Below are 18,496 nucleotides of genomic sequence, written 5' to 3'. Positions count from 1 at the left end.
TTGTCTCCTGAGGTCTCAAATGCCAGGAAAGGTCTCGCTGAAGAGCGCGCCCCCTTGCTATTTGCAGATCTTATCAAAGCCAGTATCATCGTGCTTGTAAAGCTGGCTTTTTTCGATCACTGCCTAAAGGAATTTTTATGCCAGAGCGCCGACCCGAGCTGGGATGGATGCGCATCTTCGTGGAGGTCGCAAGGCTCGGCAGCCTTTCGGCCGCGGCGGCAGTTCTTGGCCTTACACAGCCCGCCGTCAGCTATCAGATCCGGCGGCTGGAAGAGCAGTTCGGCGTCAGCCTGCTGCGCCGCCAGCATCGCGGCGTCGAGTTGACCGCGGAGGGGGAGCGGCTTTTCCAGGTCGCGGCCAAGGCGGTCGGTGACATCGATGCCCTGGCGCGCAGCTTCCGCACTGAGGCTCAAAGGCCAGTCGTCAGACTTAGAACCGACTATGCTTTTTCGGCGCTTTGGCTGATCCCGCGCATGCACGGCTTTCGCCAGCTTCATCCGGAAACGGATATACAGATCGTCGCGACGCAGCGGCTTGAGCCCGGCTTTCGTGACGACGCAGATGTGGTGGTGGTTTTCGGCACAAAGGCGGAATTCGGTGCCGTCGGATCGCTTCTGCTGCAGGAAAAGGTCGTGCCTGTCTGCACGCGAGGCTTTCTCGATCGCAACGGCCCGTTCTGCGATCCGCAGCAGCTTGCCAAGGCGATCCTGATCCACCTCGATTCGCCGATGCCATCGCCCTGGTTCGACTGGCGAAGTTATCTTGCCGAGTTCTCCGTTACACGCGATCTCCAAGCCGGCCGCGGGGATGTCAGCTTCAACACTTACTCGCTGGTCGTCCAGGCCGCTCTCAGCGAGCAGGGCGTGGCGATCGGATGGATGGGGCTGGTCGATACGCTTCTCTCCACACATATGCTGGTGGAAGCCGGGCCGCCGCTCGAGGCATGCGACCGCGGATACTGGCTGATACCGCCGCGATCGGCAAATATTCATAGCGAGAGGCTTAGCACCTGGCTGGTGGATGAAGTCGGCAGGACCTGACATTCAGAACGAGGCCGGCGCGTCATTGCATCCGGAATATGGTCGCGCTCAGGAGGGAAGCCTTGTCATGACCGACGCCGATCGACATTGTGGCATCGATTCATATGGAAGGGCCGAAGCATGTCGCGAACCGTCGGATACGTCGTTGGATTGCTCATGATCCTCTTGGGACTGATCTGGATCGCACAGGGAAGCGGTTATTTTCCCTATCCCTCATCCAGTTTCATGATCAACCAAAGCATCTGGGTTCTTTGGGGAAGCATCATGGCTGTCGCGGGGATCGCCGTGACGGTCATTATTTCACGGCTGCGCCGGAGAGGATGAGCCGGCAACCCGTGCATGGCTTTGAGGGAATTCGACATCGAAGAGTTCCCCGAGGTGAAATATCTGGCCGCCGGCGGCCTGTCGAATTGAGGAGAATGGCATGAGCGCAGCTGAAATCGACGGCTTTGCGGACCGGATCAGGCAACACCGGGGCGGCATGATCTCCGCCGACTCTTAGCCGATTTTTCTCGTCACAAAGAAACTCATCGCAACTTTTTCGTCACCATTTGGCATTGACGTGAACGGCGCTCGAAATTCCTTCCGTCCTAGTCCGTCCGTGCGGATGTACTGGAGTTCTGCAAGGATTTCGAAGCCGCTCTCCTGCATCAGATTGATGTGATGGCTGCGCCACTTCCGATTTATCAGGTAAGGTCGTCGTCCACGCATCATCGTCCACGTGGGCGCGCTCAAAACCCAGTGCCCATTCCAGTCGCTTGACAGACCGTGAGATTGGAAATCGATCAGGTGCGTCGCAAACCCTCCTGGCTTCAGCCACCGGGCAATAGCGATATAGGTATCAACGAGGTTGTCCACGTGTTCCATGACTGAATGCGTCATCAGCCAGTCAGCCACACCCGCCTGCAGTACGTTGAAATCGGTCCATGGTGCGACGAACTTTAATCGTTCGCTGCCATTCACGAGGTCCGCCTTCAGCGCGTCGATTGCCTCCGCACTGAGGCGCTGTTGCACGATCCCATCTATCCGATCCCAGGCGAAGTTTGTCGGTGACGGCGGAAAAAAGATGTCGCCCGATACGGTGTTATCCCAAAATGCGGCCCGCTCGCCGAAGAGTTCAATCAAACCGTTCAGGACTTCAAGATCGTGCTCGATGCTCCGGTGGTCTTGCAAATCCAGCCCGATGTACGTGTCGACGCCCGCAAGTAGCGCGGCAAGCCCAACGCCAAGCGAACTTCCAGGGCCGACCTCGACCAATACTTCAGGTCGTTTGCCGTTCAGCCAAGGCGCTAGGTGACCGTAGTGGCGAAAGAAAAGGTCATAACAGTGGCGCGCAGAAGCAGTGCCCCCTTCTACGTGCGTATTTCGCAGTTGCGGAAGGACAAAGGAACCCACTCCCTTGGCTAGGGAGCGAAGTGCAATATGGGTCATGGCGCCACCTTTTTCATCGAAACTCCAGCACGGCAATGTCCGGCGTGCTCTACCCAGCAGAATTCGCGTGCAACATCATCAGAGACCAAAGAAAAGCCAAGCAATATTGTTCGGCAGCGGACTCGTTAGTTGGGATTGTCCGCGGCTCATAGTGATTGATATTTTCACGAATCTAAAGTCATTCATTGGGCGTACAGCGATAATCACTATGACCATGGCTGGGTTGTTGAAGCGCATGAGAGGCTGCCTCAAAAAGAATTGAGTGATTTCAGCGAGTTGTGATTCCTTCGGATTTGCGAGATTCGATGGAGTTCTTCCTCCCGTACTGGATCGTGGCTTGCTGGCGATCTATGCAACATGAGTAATAGAGAGGGCATTCGGTAAGTGGGCGGGTGTATCTCGTTCTCCTGGTCTATATCGGGATTTCAAAAGCGCCGCATGGATGCCCGCCGATCTGGGTGGCTAGCAGCAGCCTTGCGGCTCACCACGCCCAACGCCGACGTTTGTGCCCAGGAGAAGCCTTGTCATGAACGACGCCGGTCGCCATTGTGGGATCGAATCGATAGGGAAGGCGCCTGAAGCATGTGGCGAACGATCGGATATGTTCTCGGAGTGCTTATGATCATCTTCGGACTGATCTGGATCGGCCAGGGAAGTGGCTATTTTCCCTATCCGTCGTCCAGCTTCATGATCAGGCAAACGATCTGGATCCTTTGGGGAGCCATCCTGGCGGGACTGGGAGTCGTGGTCATGATCGTCCTTTCGCGGCTACACCGGAGAGGATGAGGCCGTGAACCCTTCTGACCGAGCCAATGAACTGAGGAGAATGGCATGAGCGCAGCTGAAATCGACGGTTTCGCGGCGCGGATCAGGAACCACCAGGGCGGCATGATCTCCGCCTGGGTGGGTATTCCGGACGCCACGCTCGCCAACCACCTGGCGCAGGAGGCTTTCGACGCCGTCGTGCTGGATATGCAGCACGGCATGTGGGACATGCCCTCGGCAGCGAACGCCGTCGCCCAGGTGCGCCTTGCCGGCAAGCCGGCGCTGGCGCGCATACCGGTCGGTGATTTCGCTTCCGCCTCGCGCCTGCTCGATGCCGGGGCCTCCGGCATCATCGCGCCGATGATCAATTCGGCCGAAGACGCGCAAGCTTTCGTCAAGACCACGAAATACCCGCCTCTTGGTGACCGCAGCTGGGGACCGTCGCTGGCACTTAACCATACCGGCCTGTCCGCCGATGATTATCTGAAAAACGCCAACGCGCTCACCGTCGCCATCGCGATGGTCGAGACCCGGGCAGCACTCGAGGCGATCGACGGCATTCTCGGCGTTGCCGGCATCGATGGCATCTTCATCGGTCCCTCCGATCTTTCGATCGCACTGTCGAACGGCGACCAGGTGGCGCCGAACGCCGCCGAGATCGACAGCGCCATGCAGCATGCGGTTTCGCGCTGCCGCGCCCACGGCAAATTCGCCTGCGCCTTCGCCGGCGACGGCGAGCGGGCCGGCGAGCTCCTGAAATTCGGCTTCGATCTGGTCATTGCCGGTGCCGAGACAGCGCAACTGCGCTCCGGCGCCCGCCGCGCCATCAATGCCGCCCGCAGGATCGCTTCGGCTTGAACGTCATTTCACCGGTTTGACGGCCAGCCAGATGACGTGGCGGGCGCCGCCGCGTTTGCCGTTGGCGCGCGTGTTGACCACATCGACGGCAAAACCGCTGCCCTTGAGACGCCGGGTGAAATCCGGGTCCGGGCCGGACGACCAGACGGCGAGCACGCCGCCGGGACGCAGCGCGTCGCCGGCGGCGCGAAGGCCGGCGAAATCATAAAGCCGGTCGTTGGATTTGCGGGTCAGGCCATCAGGGCCGTTGTCGACATCGAGCAGGATCGCGTCATAGGCGCCTTTACCGGAACGGATCGCCTCGCCGACGTCGCCCTGATGGATGCCGACGCGCGGATCGTCGAGACAGCCCTGGAAGACCTCGGCCATCGGCCCGCGTGCCCAAGCGATCACGGCCGGCACCAGTTCGGCGACGGTGACGCCGGCATCTTCGGGAAGGACGGCGAGAGCGGCGCGCAGGGTAAAGCCCATGCCGAGCCCGCCGATCAAGATCCTTGGCTTCGAGTGCGACTTGATCCGATCCCAGGAAAGGGTCGCCAGCGCTTCCTCCGAGCCGCTGAGACGGCTGTTCATCAGCTCGTTGGCGCCAAGCATGATCGAAAATTCGCTGCCGCGCTGCTTCAGCCGCAATTCACCGGTTTCGCCGGGAATGGTCGCGGAATCGAGCTGGATCCAGGGCAGCATGACGGTTTCGCCTCATATGAAAGAGACCGTCCCCTAGCATAGGGCGTCAGATGAGGCCAGCAAGCCGGCCTTAGATCATCCGCATGAAATGATCCTGCTCGAATTCGACGATGTCGTCCTGCGGCACGGCCGAACGGCGGCGGATATCCTCCACCTCGTCGGGCCTCAGCCGGGCCTTCGGGTCGTCGAAGCGGACATCCGGATCGGGTACGGCCGAGAGCAGCAGACGGGTATAGGGATGCAGCGGATTGTCGATCACCTTGGCGACGCTGCCCCATTCGACGATCTGGCCGGCATACATCACGGCGATATCCTCGGCGACATAGCGGGCGGTGGCAATATCATGGGTGATGTAGAGCAGGCCGAGATTCATCTCCTGCTTCATCTCGTTCAACAGGTTCAGCACGCCGAGGCGCACCGAGACATCGAGCATCGAGGTCGGTTCGTCGGCGACGATCACCTCCGGCTTGACGGCCAAGGCGCGAGCGATGTTGACGCGTTGGCGCTGGCCACCGGAGAGTTCATGCGGATATTTCGGCGCGACGAGATCGGGATCGAGCCTGACGCGCTGCAGCAGTTCGCGGACCGCGACGTCGATCTCTGCCCCCCTGATCTCCGGGCGATGGAGCTTCAGCGGCCGCCTGAGATGATGGGCGATGGTGTGGGCGGGGTTCAGCGAGGCGAAGGGGTCCTGGAAGATCATTTGCACCGAGCGGCGGTAGCGGGCGATCTCGGCGGATTTGGCGGCCTCGACAGGCCGGCCCTTGTAGAGAATCCGGCCCGATGTCGGTAGATATTCGCGCATCGCCATGCGGGCGCAGGTGGTCTTGCCGCTGCCGGATTCACCGACCAGCGCCAGCGCGCGGCCGGCATGCAGCGAAAACGAGATGGCGCGCGCCGCATGCACGGCCGCGGAACCATGACCGAAGGTCTTCGTCACCTGGTCGAGCGCGAGAATGGCGTCTGTCATAACAGCACTCCTCCATGCAGCGAGGGGAAGGAGGCCCAGAGCTTTTTCGTGTAGTCATGCTTGGGCGTCCTGTAGATCGCCTCGGCCGTGTTCTGCTCCACCAACTGGCCGGCGAGCATGATGCCGATGCGGTCGCAGAATTGCACCATCAGCCCGAGATCATGGGTGATGAACAGCACGGAAAAGCCGAAGCTGCGGCGCAGTTCGTTGATGCGCTGTAGGATTTCGCGCTGGACGACAACATCGAGCGCCGTCGTCGGCTCGTCCATGACGACGAGCTTCGGATCGAGCGCCATGCAGATGGCGATGACGATGCGCTGGCGCATGCCGCCGGAAAACTGGTGCGGATAGTCGCGCATGCGATCCGGCGGGATGTCGACGAGCGTCAGCATCTCGGCGGTGCGGTCGCGGGCTTCCGCGCGGCTCATGCCTTTGTGGGTCCGCAGCATGTCGTAGAATTGCGTTTCGACGCGCAGCACCGGGTTCAGCGAGTTCATGGCGCTCTGGAAGACCATGGCGACCTCGCGCCAGCGGAAGGCGCTGAGCGCCTGCCGGTCGAGGCCGAGCACGTCGCGGCCGTCGAGCAGGATGCGGCTCTCCTTGCGGATCAGCGCCGGCGGTTTGTGCAGGCGGCTGATGGCAAACGCGATGGTGCTCTTGCCGCAGCCGGATTCGCCGGCAAGGCCGAAGACCTCGCCCGGCGCGACGTCGAAGCTGACATCGTTGACGGCGCGAAAATCCTTCTCCTCGCCGATATAGTCGATGGTGAGGTTCCTCACCGAAAGCAGCGGCTGCGTCACAGGCGGCCCTCCCCGGAGCGGACGAGCAGGGACCAGCGCTTCAGGTGATTGCCGGTGCGCAGCCGTGGGTTGGCGATTTCGTCAACGGCGAAGTTCAGCAATGACATGCCGATGCCGAGGAAGGCGAGCGCGAAGCAGGGGGTGAGAATATCCCACCAGGCGCCGACCGAAAGGGCCGAGGCCTTCTGCGCATTGTAGAGCATGGTGCCCCAGGAGATCGCTCTCGGATCGCCGAGGCCGAGGAATTCGAGCGTCGCCTCGGTGATGATCGCGAAGATGACGCTGCCGATGAAATTGATGCCGACGATTGAAATCACGTTGGGAAAGATCTCGAATGTCATGATGCGCCATTGCGGCTCACCCATCATCTCGGCGGATTTGACGAAATCCTTCTGCTTGACGGAGAGCGTTTCGGCGCGGGTGACGCGTGCGCCCCAGGCCCAGGAGGTGGCGCCGAGGATGAGGGCGATGACGAGGGGGCTAGCCTGGCCGATGAAGGCGGCGAGCACCAGCAGCAGCGGCAGGTTCGGAACGACCAGTACCATATTGGTGAAGAAGCTGATGATCTCGTCGGTCTTGCCGCCGCGATAGCCGGAGATGATGCCGAGCGCGGTACCGACCAGCGTGATCAGCAGGCCGGCGCCGAAGCCGACGGCAAGCGAGGTGCGGGCACCGTAGATCAGCCGGGCAAAGACATCCTGGCCGATGCGCGTGGTACCGAGAATATGGTCGAGTGACGGCGCTTGATGCGGCCGCCCGGTGCGGGCGGCGGGATCGTACTGCGTCAGCAGCGGCGCTGCGATCGCGACGAGGACGATGAGGGCGATGATGACGAGGCCGATCAGCGCCTTGCGGTTTTGAAGCAGGGTCTTCATCTCACGCTCCCTTCAGCCGCGGGTCGAGCATGATATAGCTGACGTCGACGATAAAATTGGCGATCAGCATGGTCGCGGTCATGATGAGGAGCTGGCCCTGGATGACGGGGTAATCGCGGGCGAGGATCGCCTGGTAGAGAATGTTGCCGAGGCCGGGATAGTTATAGACGACCTCGGTCACCAGCGAGCCGCCGAGGATGGTGCCGATGGCGATGGCAAGGCTGGAGACGGTCGGCAGCAGGGCGTTGCGCGCCGCGTACCAGAGCATCACATGCCGGTCCGAAAGGCCCTTGGCGCGGGCCATGACGATATAGTCCTCGCCGAGCAGGTTGATCATGTTGTTGCGCATGGTGACGGTGAAGCCGCCGATCAGCACGGTGCAGAGCGTCACCATCGGCAGGATGCCATGATAGGCGAGGCTGCCGATATATTGCAGGCTGAAGGCCGGATCGAGCGATGGGTCGGCGGCATAACCGTTCGGAAACCAGCCGAGCGTGAAGCCGAAGATGAAGAGCACGATCAGCGAGGTAACGACGGCCGGTACCGAGGTCGCGAAGATCGCTCCGACGGAGACGATGACATCGAACTTGCTGCCGCGGCGCCAGGCGGCGACGATGCCGAGGAAGGTGCCGAGCGCGAAGCTCACGATCGTCGCGGTGCCCATCAGGCCGACCGTCCAGACGAGGGCATGGCCGAGCACCGAGGTGACCGGCAGCGGAAAATATTTGATCGAGCGGCCGAGATCGCCGGTGAAGATGCTGCCGAGATAGGTGAGGTATTGTTGCCAGAGCGGACCGTCGACGAAGCCGAAGGTGAGCTTCAGCGCCTGCAGGCTTTCCGGCGGCAATTCGGTGCCGGCGCTCGAGAACATGATCTGCACCGGATCGCCCGGCATCAGACGCGGCAGGAAGAAATTGATCGTCGCTGCCGCGATGAAGGCTGCCATATAGAAGACGAGGCGGCGAAGCAGGAAAGCCATGGGGACTCCGTCGTGACGGAAGCGGCGCTTTACGCCGCTCCCGAGGATTGCGTTGCTTACTTGACCGGCTCGAGGGCCAGGAGGTTCAGCAGGCGTGCCGGATTGGTCCGCGAGATCGACGGATTGACGAAGGGGTTTTCCTTGGTCGACCAGCCGGTGAAGCGCTTGGTGTTGTACTGATACCAGTTCGGATTGTTGAACACCGGAATCACAGGCATGTTTTCGGCGACGATGCGCTGCGCCTTGTTCATCGCGTCCTTTTGCTTGGCAAGGTCGGCAGTCTGCGTGAACTCGGTGACGAGTTTCTCGACCTCCGGGTTGAACCAGCGCTGCGCAGTGAAGCGGGTCTTGCCCTTGTCCGAAGCACTGAAGGCGCGCTTGTAGGGGTAATAGGGCGAAGCCGATGCCGGCAGGCTGTTGATCGCCGCATCGAAGGTGCCGTTGATGAGGTTACCGGTCCAGACGGCTTCCTCAGGCGTTTCGATCTTGGCGTCGACGCCGACCGCTTGCATGCCCTCGACGGCGAGGTTGACGGTGTCGATCCAGTCGGTCCAGGCGCTCGGGACGATGATCGAGAAGGAGATCTTGGTGCCGTCGGGATTGTCGCGGAAACCGTCACCGTCCTTGTCCTTGTAGCCCGCCTCGTCGAGCAGGGCCTTGGCGGCATCGGCATCATAGGTCGCGAATTTGCCGAAGTCGGCCTTGACGGACGGGTCCGCCCAGCTCTTGTAGAGCTCGCCCATCAGGCCGGGGTCTTCATTCAGCGTCGGATAGCCGTAGCCGGCGACGTCGATCATCGTCTTGCGGTCGAGCGCCATCGAGACGGCACGGCGGAATTTCAGGTCGTTGAAGGCCTTCTTGTTGTCCTCGTTCGCCGTTTCCAAGTTGAACAGGAAGGCGACCATGCTGCTTGGCGAATACCAGTAGTGGAAATGCGCCGGATCCTTGGAAACATAGACATTGTCGATATCGGGAATGAAGGAGACGCCCCAGTCGAGCGTGCCGTCGGCCGTTGCCGTCAGCATCTGGTTGTTGTCGGCAAGCTGCGGGAAGCGCATGCAATCGACCTTCAGGTGCTCGTTGTCCCAGTAGTTCGGGTTGCGGCACTGGTCGTAGGTCTGGCCGGTGAAGCGCGGCACTTCCGTCAGCGGGCCGCTGCCAACAGGGGTCTCGCTGGCGAAGGTGACGGGATCAGCGACATCCTTCCAGATATGTTCGGGAACGATCGGCAATTGCGAGATCTGCTCGGCGGCGAGCGAGCTCGGATTGGCGAGCGTGAAGCGGACCGTCTGGCCGTCGACGGTCTGGACATCGGTGATGAAGGTCCAGATGCTGACGAAGTCGAGCGCCGGGAACTTCTTCAGGTAATCATAGGTGAACTTGACGTCGGCTGCGGTCAGCGGCTTGCCGTCCGACCATTTCAGGTTCGGGCGCAGCTTGAAATCGATGCTCTTCAGGTCGTCGGAGAGCTTGAAGCTTTCAGCCAGGCGATAGACCGGCTTGTTGCTGTCGAAGCGGTTGAAAATAACCAGCGGCTCATAGATGAAGTCGAGCGTGGACTGGCGCGACGAGGTCTGGTTGAACGGGTTGAAGTTGCGAACCCAGGTCGTCGCCGGTTCGATATTCACGGTGAGGATCGTCTGCGCCATGGCAGATCCCGAAAGCAGTGTCAGCGCGGCGGCGGCAAGAAGATATTTTTTCATGTCTTATTCCCCTTTTCTTATGCGGTGAGAGATGACGTGCCGGTCAGGAGACCAGCACGCTTGCAAACATGTGTTCGACTTCTGCGTGGGCGGCGCGGAAATCGACCTTGAGATTGCCGAGTCGGGATTTGCCGGCGGCGATCCGCTGCAGGGCGGCTTCCGTCAGCGGACGGGCGGCCTTGGCGGCGGCTTCGCTTTCCGGAATGTCGCCGTGGCTGTGGAGCGCGATGTCGAAGCCTGCGTCGAGCACTTGTTTGACGCGTTCCGGCAGGGTGCCGGAGAGCGACTCCATGAAGATGCAGTCGGAAATCAGCACGCCCTCATAGCCCATCTCCTTGCGGATCACGTCATGCATGATCGGCGAGACGGACGCCGGCAGTTCCGCGTCATAGGCCGAATAGACGACATGGGCGACCATCGCCCAGGGCGTATCCTTCAGCGCCACGAAGGGTTTGAAATCGGTCGCGGTGAGCGTCTCGCGGCTGGCGTCGACCACCGGACGCTCTTTGTGGGAGTCGAGCGTCGCGCGGCCATGGCCGGGAATGTGCTTGATAACAGGCATGTTGCCGGTCTCGAGCAGACCGTCGACCACCTCGCGGCCGAGGGCAGCGATGAAATCGGGATCAGGGCCGAAGGAGCGGGCGCCGATGACCGTGCTCGTCGTCTCGAAGACGAGGTCGAGAACGGGCGAGCAGCCGCTGGAAAGGCCGAGTTCCGTCATCATCGCGCCCATGGCCTGGGAGGAAAGGCGCAGTGCTTTTTTACCGAGATCGAAATCGCGGCGCGCAAGTTCGGCGAACTGGCCGAAGCTGCGAAAGAGCGGCCAGGGGCCGGCATCGAGATGCTGAACGCGACCGCCTTCCTGGTCGGTGAAGACAGGCGCGTCATCGCGGCCGACAGCTTCGCGGAAGCGGTCGATCAGCCGCCTCGTCTGCTCCGGCTCGCGCTGATTGCGCCGGCCGACGAACAGGCCGAGCGGATTGGTTTCGCGAAAGAGGGCGAATTCATCCTCCGAAATAGTGGGATTCGGAAGGCCGACGAAAAGGGCGAGCGGGGTCGAGGACAATTCTGTAGCTCCGGGATCAGATGGTCATTTCGGCGTGCTTCTCAACATGCCTTCGTAGATGCCCTTGTCGGGGGCGGGGATGACGGTTGCGCCTGCGGTCTTGGCGTAGAAATCGACCGGGCCGGCATCGCCGATGAAGGCATAGGCGTGGCCGAGCGTCTTCATGGCCTGAAGGCAGGCGGAAAACAGGGCGAGCCCGATGCCTTTGCCGCGCGTTTGCGGGTCGACGCCGGTCGGGCCGAAGAAGCCGCGCGCCGTCGTGTCATAGCAGGCAAAGCCCAGGAGCTTACCGCCGTCGACTGATATCAGGCAGGCGATTGGCTGGCGGGAAAAGGCGACCGTGACTTCGCTTGCCCAGTTCTCACTAAACTGTTCGCGAACCCAGTTGGCGATGAGATGCAGTTCCGGGGGGAGGGCCGGACGGATGGAGACGCCAACACGGTAGGCCTTCTGTTTCAGGTCGGCGAGCTTAGCGGAGTATAAGCTCACAAGCAGGTCTGGCACCTGTCATTCCTCCAGTTATTCCGTTATTGCGGAATGTATCCCCTTTTAGTGTCATAGACTTGGCCATCTGGCCGGGCTTGTCAACAGGGTTTTTCAAAGGGGCAAAGGGACGACCTGCCGCAGTCGCCGCGGTTTCAACGCAAAGTAGGTGCCGAACGCAAAAACGGCCCGGCAAGGCCGGGCCGTTTTCGATTGGTGGCATGTTCGCTGAGCGAGCGCCTATTCTCCGTCTTTCCACAGCGCATAAAAATGCTGCACCGGGCCGTGGCCGGAGCCGACAGTGAGGTGTCCGGCAGCGGCGACCGCGCCGGCGAGGTAATCCTTTGCAATGGCGACGGCCTCCCGCGCCGAGGCGCCCTTGGCGAGCTCGGCCGCCAGGGCGCTGGAGAGCGTACAGCCGGTGCCATGGGTGTTCTTGGTCGGGACGCGCCTGGCTTCGAACCAGTGCAGGCCGGCGGCGGTGGCAAGCACGTCAGGGCTCTCGTCGCTGTCGAGATGGCCGCCCTTGACCAGCACTGCGGCCGGGCCAAGCGCCAGCAGGCGTTCGGCCTGCGCCGCCATCTCCGCCCGGTTTGTCGCCACCGGCTGGTGCAGCAGCGCGGCGGCTTCGGGCAGGTTCGGGGTCAGCAGCGTGGCAAGCGGCAGCAGCCGCCGGGTCAGCACGTCGACCGCTTCAGGCGCGAGCAGGGCGGCTCCACCCTTGGCGATCATGACAGGGTCGATGACGATCGGAATGTCGCGGTGGTCAGTCAGCGCACCGGCAACGGCATCGGCGATGCCGGCATTGGCGATCATGCCGATCTTGACGGCATCGACGCGGACATCGGCAAAGACGGCATTGATCTGATCGGCGACGAATTGCGGCGGTACCAGATGCACGCCGCTGACGCCTTGCGTGTTCTGCGCTGTCAGCGCGGTCAGCACCGCCATGCCGTAGACGCCGCGAGCGGAGAAGGCCTTGAGATCGGCCTGGATGCCGGCGCCGCCGGAGGGATCGGAGCCGGCGATCGAGAGAACGTTGCGGATCATGCGCGGACCTTTCGAATTTCTGCGGCGATGCGGCGCGTGGCCGCTTCGGGGTCCGGCGTACCGCAGATGGCGGAAACGACGGCAAGCCCTTTGGCGCCCGCGGCGAACACTTGGGCGACATGATCCGCCTTGAGCCCGCCGATCGCGACCGACGGCACCGGCGAGGCCTTCCCCAGCCTTGCAAGACCGTCAAAGCCGATCGGCTGCTTGTGGTCGGCCTTGGTCGGTGTCGCAAACACTGGCCCGACGCCGGTGTAATCGATGAGATCAGCATCGACGGCACCGGCGAGCGCCTCGCTCTCGACCGACAGGCCAAGGATCATGTCAGGGCCGATCAGGGTGCGCGCTCTGGATGCATCCATATCATCCTGGCCGATATGCAGGCCGTCGGCGCCGATGGCGATTGCCGCCTCGACGTCATCGTTGACGATGAGAAGGGCGCCGGTCCCATCTAGCGCCTGTTTCAAGGCGCGGCCGGTCTCGATCATCCCGATGGTGCCGGCATGTTTGTCGCGCAGTTGCACCATCGTCGCGCCGCCGGCAACGGCAAGGCGCGCAGTTTCGACCATGCCGATCCCCACGCAGAGATCGGGGTCGAGGACGAGGTAGAGAGAAAGGTCGAAAGCCTTCATGCCGCCGATATCCTCGCCCTGGCATCGAGCGTTTCGGCGTCGAGCGCGGCCAGCGCATCGAGGAAGCGCCAGGAGAAGGAGCCGGGGCCGGCCGCCCCAAGCGCTGCCTCCTCGCCGGCGATGGCGAAGGTTGAAAGCGCAGCAACCGTCGCGCCGAAGATATCCTCAGGCGCCGTCGCGGCAAAGGCGCCGACGAGGCAGGTGAGCGAACAGCCGAGCGCGGTGACTTGCGGCATCAAGGCCGATCCGCCTTCGATGCGCACGGCCCGCTCGCCGTCGGTGACGAAATCCACGGCGCCGGTCACGGCGACGACCGCCCGCTGACGCTCAGCCAGCCATCGCGCCGAACCTTCCGCCTGCTTGACCGGATCGCGGCTGTCGACGCCTTGGCCGCGGCTCTCTCCGCCGGCAAGCGCGATGATCTCGGAAGCGTTGCCGCGGATGACGGTCGGACGCAGCGCCAGGAGGTCGGCGACGGCGTTGCGGCGGAAAGCCGTGGCATAGTGAGCGACAGGATCGAGCACCCACGGCTTGCCGGCTGATGTCGCAGCCTTTGCCGCCGCCTGCATACCGTCGATCCATTGCGTCGACAGCGTGCCGATATTGATGGTCAGCGCACTGGCGATCCCGGCGAATTCGCCGGCTTCTTCCGCAGCATGCACCATGGCGGGCGAGGCGCCCGCGGCAAGCAGAACATTTGCGGCAATGTTCATGGCGACGTAATTGGTGATGCACTGAACGAGCGGCGGCTTCTCGCGCATCGCCTTCAGCATCGCTCCGGGTGTAGTCTTGGTCTGCATATGGCCCCTTTCAGGCGGGGGCGGGCACGGGGCGGTTCGTGCGGGCTAAGCCGCGACCCCGAGCGACTCCCTCCGCCGGCATTATCCGGTTCAGGTTCGAAGGGTGCTTCTCAGCCCGTCTGTCGACGAACGCCCCTGTCTCTCATCGCGCTCTTTTTCGCAGAGAACGGGCCTGATGTCACCTCGAAAATGACAATCATGCGACCGACGCGCCGCGCGATGGCTATGGATGATTTATGGGTCTGGATCGCCCTTCATGAAGGATGAGAGATCGCCGCCGATTCGGGTTTGACCAGGTTTTCCCGAATGTCGTCCGCCGGTTCTGTTCCGGGCTACCCTCGTCGTTGCCGTTTTGCCATGCGGCTGTCCTCTCGTTTTTCGAGAAGAATAACAGTAGCAACCGTGGGTGCAATGAATTTCTAAAATACATCTCTGTATTTGTGAGGAGCATCGGGAAAAACGCAGATGCCGGAGAGGCTCTTTTCTTCGCAGGAATGAGGCTCATCTTTTCAAGACTTTGCAGCAGTGGGGATAGTGCGGAATTATTCATCCTATCCGTTCATCTGTCGAATTTTCAATGAAGACGGGCAGGTGGACAGCTTCGCGTAAGTTGCGCGTCGTCTCATGGTCCTCGCCAATCGGTTTTATTCGAGCGTTGAAATCTCTTGGCGAATTCGATGAGGGCGAGTCTCGGCCGAGCGCAAGACTTGATCTCTCAGAACGTGAAGTAAATATCTAACGGAAACTTTACCGTGCTGACACGCTTAGGTTGACTAAATGACGGATTGTAGCGATACGGCTTTACACACGAATAAAATCTTCCTGAAGTTGTATTTTAGATGAGAAAATTTTTGAAAATCGGCATGAAGCGGGCCCTTCCGACTATCGCCCCCGTTTTGATATTCATCGCTTGCGCCAACCCGGCTTTTTCGCAATCACCTGTTCCAGCCGATCAAGGACCGGAACAGGTGCAGGCGCCCGCTCAACCGGCGCCGGCCATGAAATCCCAGAAATTCGACGACTGGTATTATCGCTGCACCGGTTCGGCAGGCACTGAGGCTTGCGAAGTCGCCCAGGTCGCGCAAGTCGCCAAAGACGGCAAACCCGTCAATATCCTGACGCTGGCGATCGCAGCTTCGCCGGCCGGTTCCCAGGGCAAGGGCGAAAAGGGCAAGGGCGACAAGGGCAAGCCACGGCTGCTGCTGACCGCCCTTTTGCCGCTCAACGTCTACCTGCCCTCCGGCCTGTCGATCAAGGCCGATGGTAAGCCGGTCGCCAAACTCGACTATCGCAATTGCAACCAGTCCGGATGCTGGGCGCAGCTGGCGCTGGATACGAAGACGGCGACGGCGCTGAAGAAGGGCTCAACCGCCGAAGGGCTGGTGCGGCTGATGAACGGCCAGGACGTCAATATCCGTTTCTCGCTGAAAGGGCTGCAACCGGCCCTCGACGAACTTCAATCCATTGCCGCGAAGTAGCCGAATTTCAAAATGACGACAGAAATTCGATACTCCCTGGTCGCTGGCGCCGTCCTCGTGATGGGTATTGCACCCGCTTACGCGCAGTCGCCTGCCGACGATTTCAACCGCCGCCAGGAAGAGCAGTCGCAGACGCAGCGACTGGATGCCCTGCGCCGCGCAACACCGGGCGGCAGTGCGGACACGGAAAACGGCTCTTTGCCGGCTAGCCAGGCAAATGCTGCCTGTTTCAACATCACTCGCGTCGAGATCGATGGGGCAAACCTGCTATCGGCGCAGGAGATCGGCAAGGTGACCGCACCTTACGGCAACCGATGCGTCGGCCTTGCGGAGATCAATGCGGTGCTGAGGGATGTCACGCACCTCTACATCGATCATGGCTATGTAACCTCGCGTGCCTACGTGCCGCAGCAGGATATCCGCAAGACCAGGATCCTCCGCCTGCTCGTCGTCGAAGGCACGCTCTCGGACATCTATCTCAATGGCCAGAAAGTCGCCGGCAGCGGTTCGCTGGCGACAGCCTTTCCGGGCCTGATCGGCCGGGTCGTCAATATCCGCGATATCGAGCAGGGGCTCGACCAGATGAACCGGTTGCAAGCCAACGACGCCAAATCCGCTATGCTGCCAGGCCCCAAGGACGGAACGTCGATCCTGAACATCGAAAACCGCCCGGGCCGGCCCTGGCATGCCTCCATCGGCAACAACAATATGGGGCAGGAAAGCACCGGTTTCTCCCGGAGCTCCGCATCGCTCACCTTCGACGACCTGCTTGATATCAACGATCAGTGGTCGTTCTCCTACGAGCATAGCGGTCCCAACTATCCGTGGAGCAACGACGGAAAGGGATATGGCAACAGCTATTCCGGTAGTGTCAGCGTCCCCTACGGTTACTCCACTGTTTCGCTGAACGGCTCCTGGTACCAATATGAAAGTGCGGTCGAAGGAAACTTCCAATCGCTTGAAACCTCGGGCAATTCGGGGCAGGCGGGCCTTGGCATCGATCGCGTCGTCTTGCGCGACAAGGATTCGATCACGACTGTCCGCAGCAGCCTGACCTACAAGCAGACGAACAACTTCCTGCTCGGCAATCTGATCGAGGTCGGCAGCCGTCGATATACGGTCGGCGAGATCGGCGTTTCCCATTCCCGCCGCATGTTCGGCGGCATCTGGGTGTTCGATGCCAGCTACGACAAGGGGCTCGGTCTCTTCGATGCCGTGGAACCAGGGGATCCCGGCGCCGGCAACGCCGATCCGCGATTTTCGAAGTTCAATGCCACGATCAGCGTGACGCAGCCGTTCCAGGCCGCCGGTCGGCAATTCGAACTGACCTCGCTGGTCAGCGGTCAATATTCCCCAGACAATCTCCTCGGCGCGGAACAGATTTCCCTCGGCAGCTACAGCAATGTCCGCGGCACGCGCGAAAGCGTGCTCTTCGGCAATAATGGCATGTTCAGCCACAACGAGATTGTCTGGAGAACGAAATCCAACGAAAGCGGCGACGCAGTCGCGAAGGTCCTCGGTGAGCTGCGCCCCTACCTCGGCCTGGATTACGGCCACGTCTATTCGCAAAAACGCTTCGACATGACGGGGGGCGACCTCGCCAGCTGGACGGCCGGTATCCGCGCTGTCGGCGGTAATATCAGCGCCGACCTCGGCTATTCCGACATCGTTGCAAGCAGCCTCGACCACGTCGACGGCGGGCTCTTTTATTTCAGCGCATCCACTCATTGGTAACGGAAGCAAAAATGACCACCGGCAATATTTCGAAGAATAATCGCACTCAGACCTTTTCAAGATCGACAGCGCTGATCCTTGCCCTCTCCATCTCGCTTGCCGGCTGCGCCGGCCGGGAGGCCCGGCCGGTCGCTTCGACCAACCCGAGCGACAGCGCCTTCGACTGCGCCGGCATCGCGCGGGAATTCGAGGCGAACGAACGGCAGATCACGTCGACAGTGAAGGAGCGGACGGACGCGCAAGGCAAAAACATCGTCCTCGGCGCGACCGGCGTCCTCCTGTTTCTGCCGGCGCTGTTTTTCATGGATCCGAAATCGCCCGAAAAGGTCGAGATCGATGCGTTGCGCAACAGAAACAAGGTCCTGACCAGCATTGCCAAATCGAAGGGGTGCCCGGCGCCCAAGTCCCAGTTGACCGAGCTTTACAAACATCTCGACGCCAAGGCCAAGCCTGCGTCGTCATCGGACGGCCGGAACTGAATTTCGCTGACATTCGAACCTTATGCCTGAATCCTGGAGCTCTGTATGCGTATCGTGCGTTTTCTGACCCTTTTCGTTCTGGCGGCGACGCTTGCGTCCTGCGTCACGACGACTGATCCCCGGCTGATAGCGGCCCTTCAACGAACCTCGGTGCGCGAAATCCGGATTGAGTTGGCCCCCGACGTCAAAACATTCGGTTTCGGCGACAAGCCGGACCAGCAGGTCCAGGAGGCGGTTCGCACGCTCCAGGCGACGATGGCAAAGGAATTGATCGGCGTGCCCGGCGGACCCACACGCGGCAGGCTGGTCGTGACGCTGCATGTGTTCGACGTCACCACCAAGCAGGCCCGGATTATTGGCGGCCATGACAGCATGATCGATGGGACAGTGCGGCTGGAAGACGCCAAAACAGGGCAACTGATCGCCGAAGCGCAAAACATCCATGGCGAAGATCTCTCCATGCGCGGGAGCGGCTATGGCGTGATCGTCGCTGTTGCGATCAACGCGGCCACGACGTCAGGGGCGCCTGACATCATGGCGCAGCGGTTGTCGAAGTCCTTCACACGTAATGTGAAGACGTGGCTCACCCAGAAATAATCCTGCGATGAGGTTGGGCGCCGCCGCAGTCAGGGCGACGCCGAGCCACGATTGATGTCGAGACACAAAACC

20 protein-coding genes and 1 riboswitch are annotated in these 18,496 nt (G+C 61.3%); of the genes, 8 read left to right on the top strand and 12 right to left on the bottom strand.

What is annotated here, in order from left to right; genetic code table 11:
* Positions 1–137 precede the first annotated feature (137 nt).
* Both ELH03_RS29350 and ELH03_RS29345 read left to right on the top strand, forming a co-directional pair.
* Positions 138–1,040, top strand: a complete 903-nt coding sequence (locus ELH03_RS29350; RefSeq protein ID WP_130767129.1) for a choline sulfate utilization transcriptional regulator — start codon at positions 138–140, stop codon at positions 1,038–1,040.
* Between the two features lie 120 nt (positions 1,041–1,160).
* Positions 1,161–1,364 carry a hypothetical protein gene (locus tag ELH03_RS29345; protein WP_033183634.1) on the top strand — a complete coding sequence of 68 codons (204 nt, stop codon included), beginning with the start codon at positions 1,161–1,163 and terminating at the stop codon, positions 1,362–1,364.
* A gap of 174 nt (positions 1,365–1,538) precedes the next feature.
* Here ELH03_RS29345 and ELH03_RS29340 read toward each other — a convergent pair whose 3' ends face one another.
* The gene (locus ELH03_RS29340; RefSeq protein ID WP_128403946.1) at positions 1,539–2,471 is read right to left on the bottom strand and encodes a hypothetical protein; all 933 of its coding nucleotides are present in this window, start codon (positions 2,469–2,471) and stop codon (positions 1,539–1,541) included.
* Positions 2,472–3,053: 582 nt separating this feature from the next.
* On the opposite strand from ELH03_RS29340, the gene ELH03_RS29335 reads away from it, so the two are divergent.
* Positions 3,054–3,257 carry a hypothetical protein gene (locus ELH03_RS29335; protein ID WP_025397500.1) on the top strand — a complete coding sequence of 68 codons (204 nt, stop codon included), beginning with the start codon at positions 3,054–3,056 and terminating at the stop codon, positions 3,255–3,257.
* Between the two features lie 45 nt (positions 3,258–3,302).
* Positions 3,303–4,094 carry an HpcH/HpaI aldolase family protein gene (locus tag ELH03_RS29330; RefSeq protein ID WP_025397501.1) on the top strand — a complete coding sequence of 264 codons (792 nt, stop codon included), beginning with the start codon at positions 3,303–3,305 and terminating at the stop codon, positions 4,092–4,094.
* A 3-nt stretch (positions 4,095–4,097) separates the two neighbouring features.
* On the opposite strand, the gene ELH03_RS29325 is transcribed toward ELH03_RS29330, so the two are convergent.
* From ELH03_RS29325 to thiM, 11 genes are all read right to left on the bottom strand, one after another.
* Entirely contained in the window at positions 4,098–4,778 is a 681-nt protein-coding gene (locus ELH03_RS29325) for a spermidine synthase (RefSeq protein ID WP_130767128.1), read from the bottom strand.
* Between the two features lie 70 nt (positions 4,779–4,848).
* Complete coding sequence (locus ELH03_RS29320; RefSeq protein WP_128410630.1) at positions 4,849–5,748, bottom strand: ABC transporter ATP-binding protein; 900 nt, start codon at positions 5,746–5,748, stop codon at positions 4,849–4,851.
* Positions 5,745–6,548 carry an ABC transporter ATP-binding protein gene (locus ELH03_RS29315; RefSeq protein ID WP_130659667.1) on the bottom strand — a complete coding sequence of 268 codons (804 nt, stop codon included), beginning with the start codon at positions 6,546–6,548 and terminating at the stop codon, positions 5,745–5,747. The genes ELH03_RS29320 and ELH03_RS29315 overlap by 4 nt, the downstream gene beginning before the upstream one ends.
* Positions 6,545–7,423: an ABC transporter permease gene (locus ELH03_RS29310; RefSeq protein ID WP_128410632.1), complete on the bottom strand. Its 879-nt coding sequence runs from the start codon at positions 7,421–7,423 to the stop codon at positions 6,545–6,547. The genes ELH03_RS29315 and ELH03_RS29310 overlap by 4 nt, the downstream gene beginning before the upstream one ends.
* A 1-nt stretch (position 7,424) precedes the next feature.
* Positions 7,425–8,402: an ABC transporter permease gene (locus ELH03_RS29305; protein WP_128410633.1), complete on the bottom strand. Its 978-nt coding sequence runs from the start codon at positions 8,400–8,402 to the stop codon at positions 7,425–7,427.
* Positions 8,403–8,458: 56 nt separating this feature from the next.
* Positions 8,459–10,105, bottom strand: coding sequence for an ABC transporter substrate-binding protein (locus ELH03_RS29300; protein WP_130767127.1), 1,647 nt, complete (start codon positions 10,103–10,105; stop codon positions 8,459–8,461).
* A gap of 43 nt (positions 10,106–10,148) precedes the next feature.
* On the bottom strand, positions 10,149–11,171 hold the full coding sequence (locus tag ELH03_RS29295) for a glycoside hydrolase family 3 N-terminal domain-containing protein (protein ID WP_128403954.1): 1,023 nt from the start codon (positions 11,169–11,171) through the stop codon (positions 10,149–10,151).
* A gap of 24 nt (positions 11,172–11,195) precedes the next feature.
* Positions 11,196–11,675 (bottom strand): GNAT family N-acetyltransferase, encoded by a 480-nt coding sequence (locus tag ELH03_RS29290; protein ID WP_130767126.1) that lies wholly within the window; start codon positions 11,673–11,675, stop codon positions 11,196–11,198.
* Between the two features lie 219 nt (positions 11,676–11,894).
* Positions 11,895–12,704 carry a bifunctional hydroxymethylpyrimidine kinase/phosphomethylpyrimidine kinase gene (gene thiD, locus ELH03_RS29285; RefSeq protein ID WP_130659673.1) on the bottom strand — a complete coding sequence of 270 codons (810 nt, stop codon included), beginning with the start codon at positions 12,702–12,704 and terminating at the stop codon, positions 11,895–11,897.
* Complete coding sequence (gene thiE / locus ELH03_RS29280) at positions 12,701–13,336, bottom strand: thiamine phosphate synthase (RefSeq protein ID WP_130767125.1); 636 nt, start codon at positions 13,334–13,336, stop codon at positions 12,701–12,703. The genes thiD and thiE overlap by 4 nt, the downstream gene beginning before the upstream one ends.
* Complete coding sequence (thiM, locus tag ELH03_RS29275; RefSeq protein WP_130767124.1) at positions 13,333–14,136, bottom strand: hydroxyethylthiazole kinase; 804 nt, start codon at positions 14,134–14,136, stop codon at positions 13,333–13,335. Before thiM ends, thiE begins: the two co-directional genes overlap by 4 nt.
* A gap of 50 nt (positions 14,137–14,186) precedes the next feature.
* Positions 14,187–14,283: riboswitch (TPP riboswitch) on the bottom strand.
* Positions 14,284–14,975: 692 nt separating this feature from the next.
* On the opposite strand from thiM, the gene ELH03_RS29270 reads away from it, so the two are divergent.
* The 4 genes from ELH03_RS29270 to ELH03_RS29255 are packed head-to-tail and all read left to right on the top strand — an operon-like array spanning position 14,976 to position 18,424.
* Positions 14,976–15,614 (top strand): invasion associated locus B family protein, encoded by a 639-nt coding sequence (locus ELH03_RS29270; RefSeq protein ID WP_128403959.1) that lies wholly within the window; start codon positions 14,976–14,978, stop codon positions 15,612–15,614.
* Between the two features lie 12 nt (positions 15,615–15,626).
* A complete protein-coding gene (locus ELH03_RS29265) occupies positions 15,627–17,348 on the top strand; it encodes a ShlB/FhaC/HecB family hemolysin secretion/activation protein (protein WP_130767123.1) in 1,722 nt (573 codons plus the stop codon).
* Positions 17,349–17,359: 11 nt separating this feature from the next.
* On the top strand, positions 17,360–17,827 hold the full coding sequence (locus ELH03_RS29260) for a hypothetical protein (protein WP_128403961.1): 468 nt from the start codon (positions 17,360–17,362) through the stop codon (positions 17,825–17,827).
* 45 nt (positions 17,828–17,872) lie between these two features.
* Positions 17,873–18,424: a hypothetical protein gene (locus ELH03_RS29255; protein ID WP_027687482.1), complete on the top strand. Its 552-nt coding sequence runs from the start codon at positions 17,873–17,875 to the stop codon at positions 18,422–18,424.
* The last annotated feature ends 72 nt before the right edge of the window (positions 18,425–18,496 follow it).

Origin of the sequence: Rhizobium beringeri (assembly GCF_004306515.1) — a bacterium.
Taxonomy (GTDB): domain Bacteria; phylum Pseudomonadota; class Alphaproteobacteria; order Rhizobiales; family Rhizobiaceae; genus Rhizobium; species Rhizobium beringeri.
The sequence above is the reverse complement of the archived record's forward strand: the minus strand, read 5'-3'. Positions and strand labels throughout refer to the sequence as shown.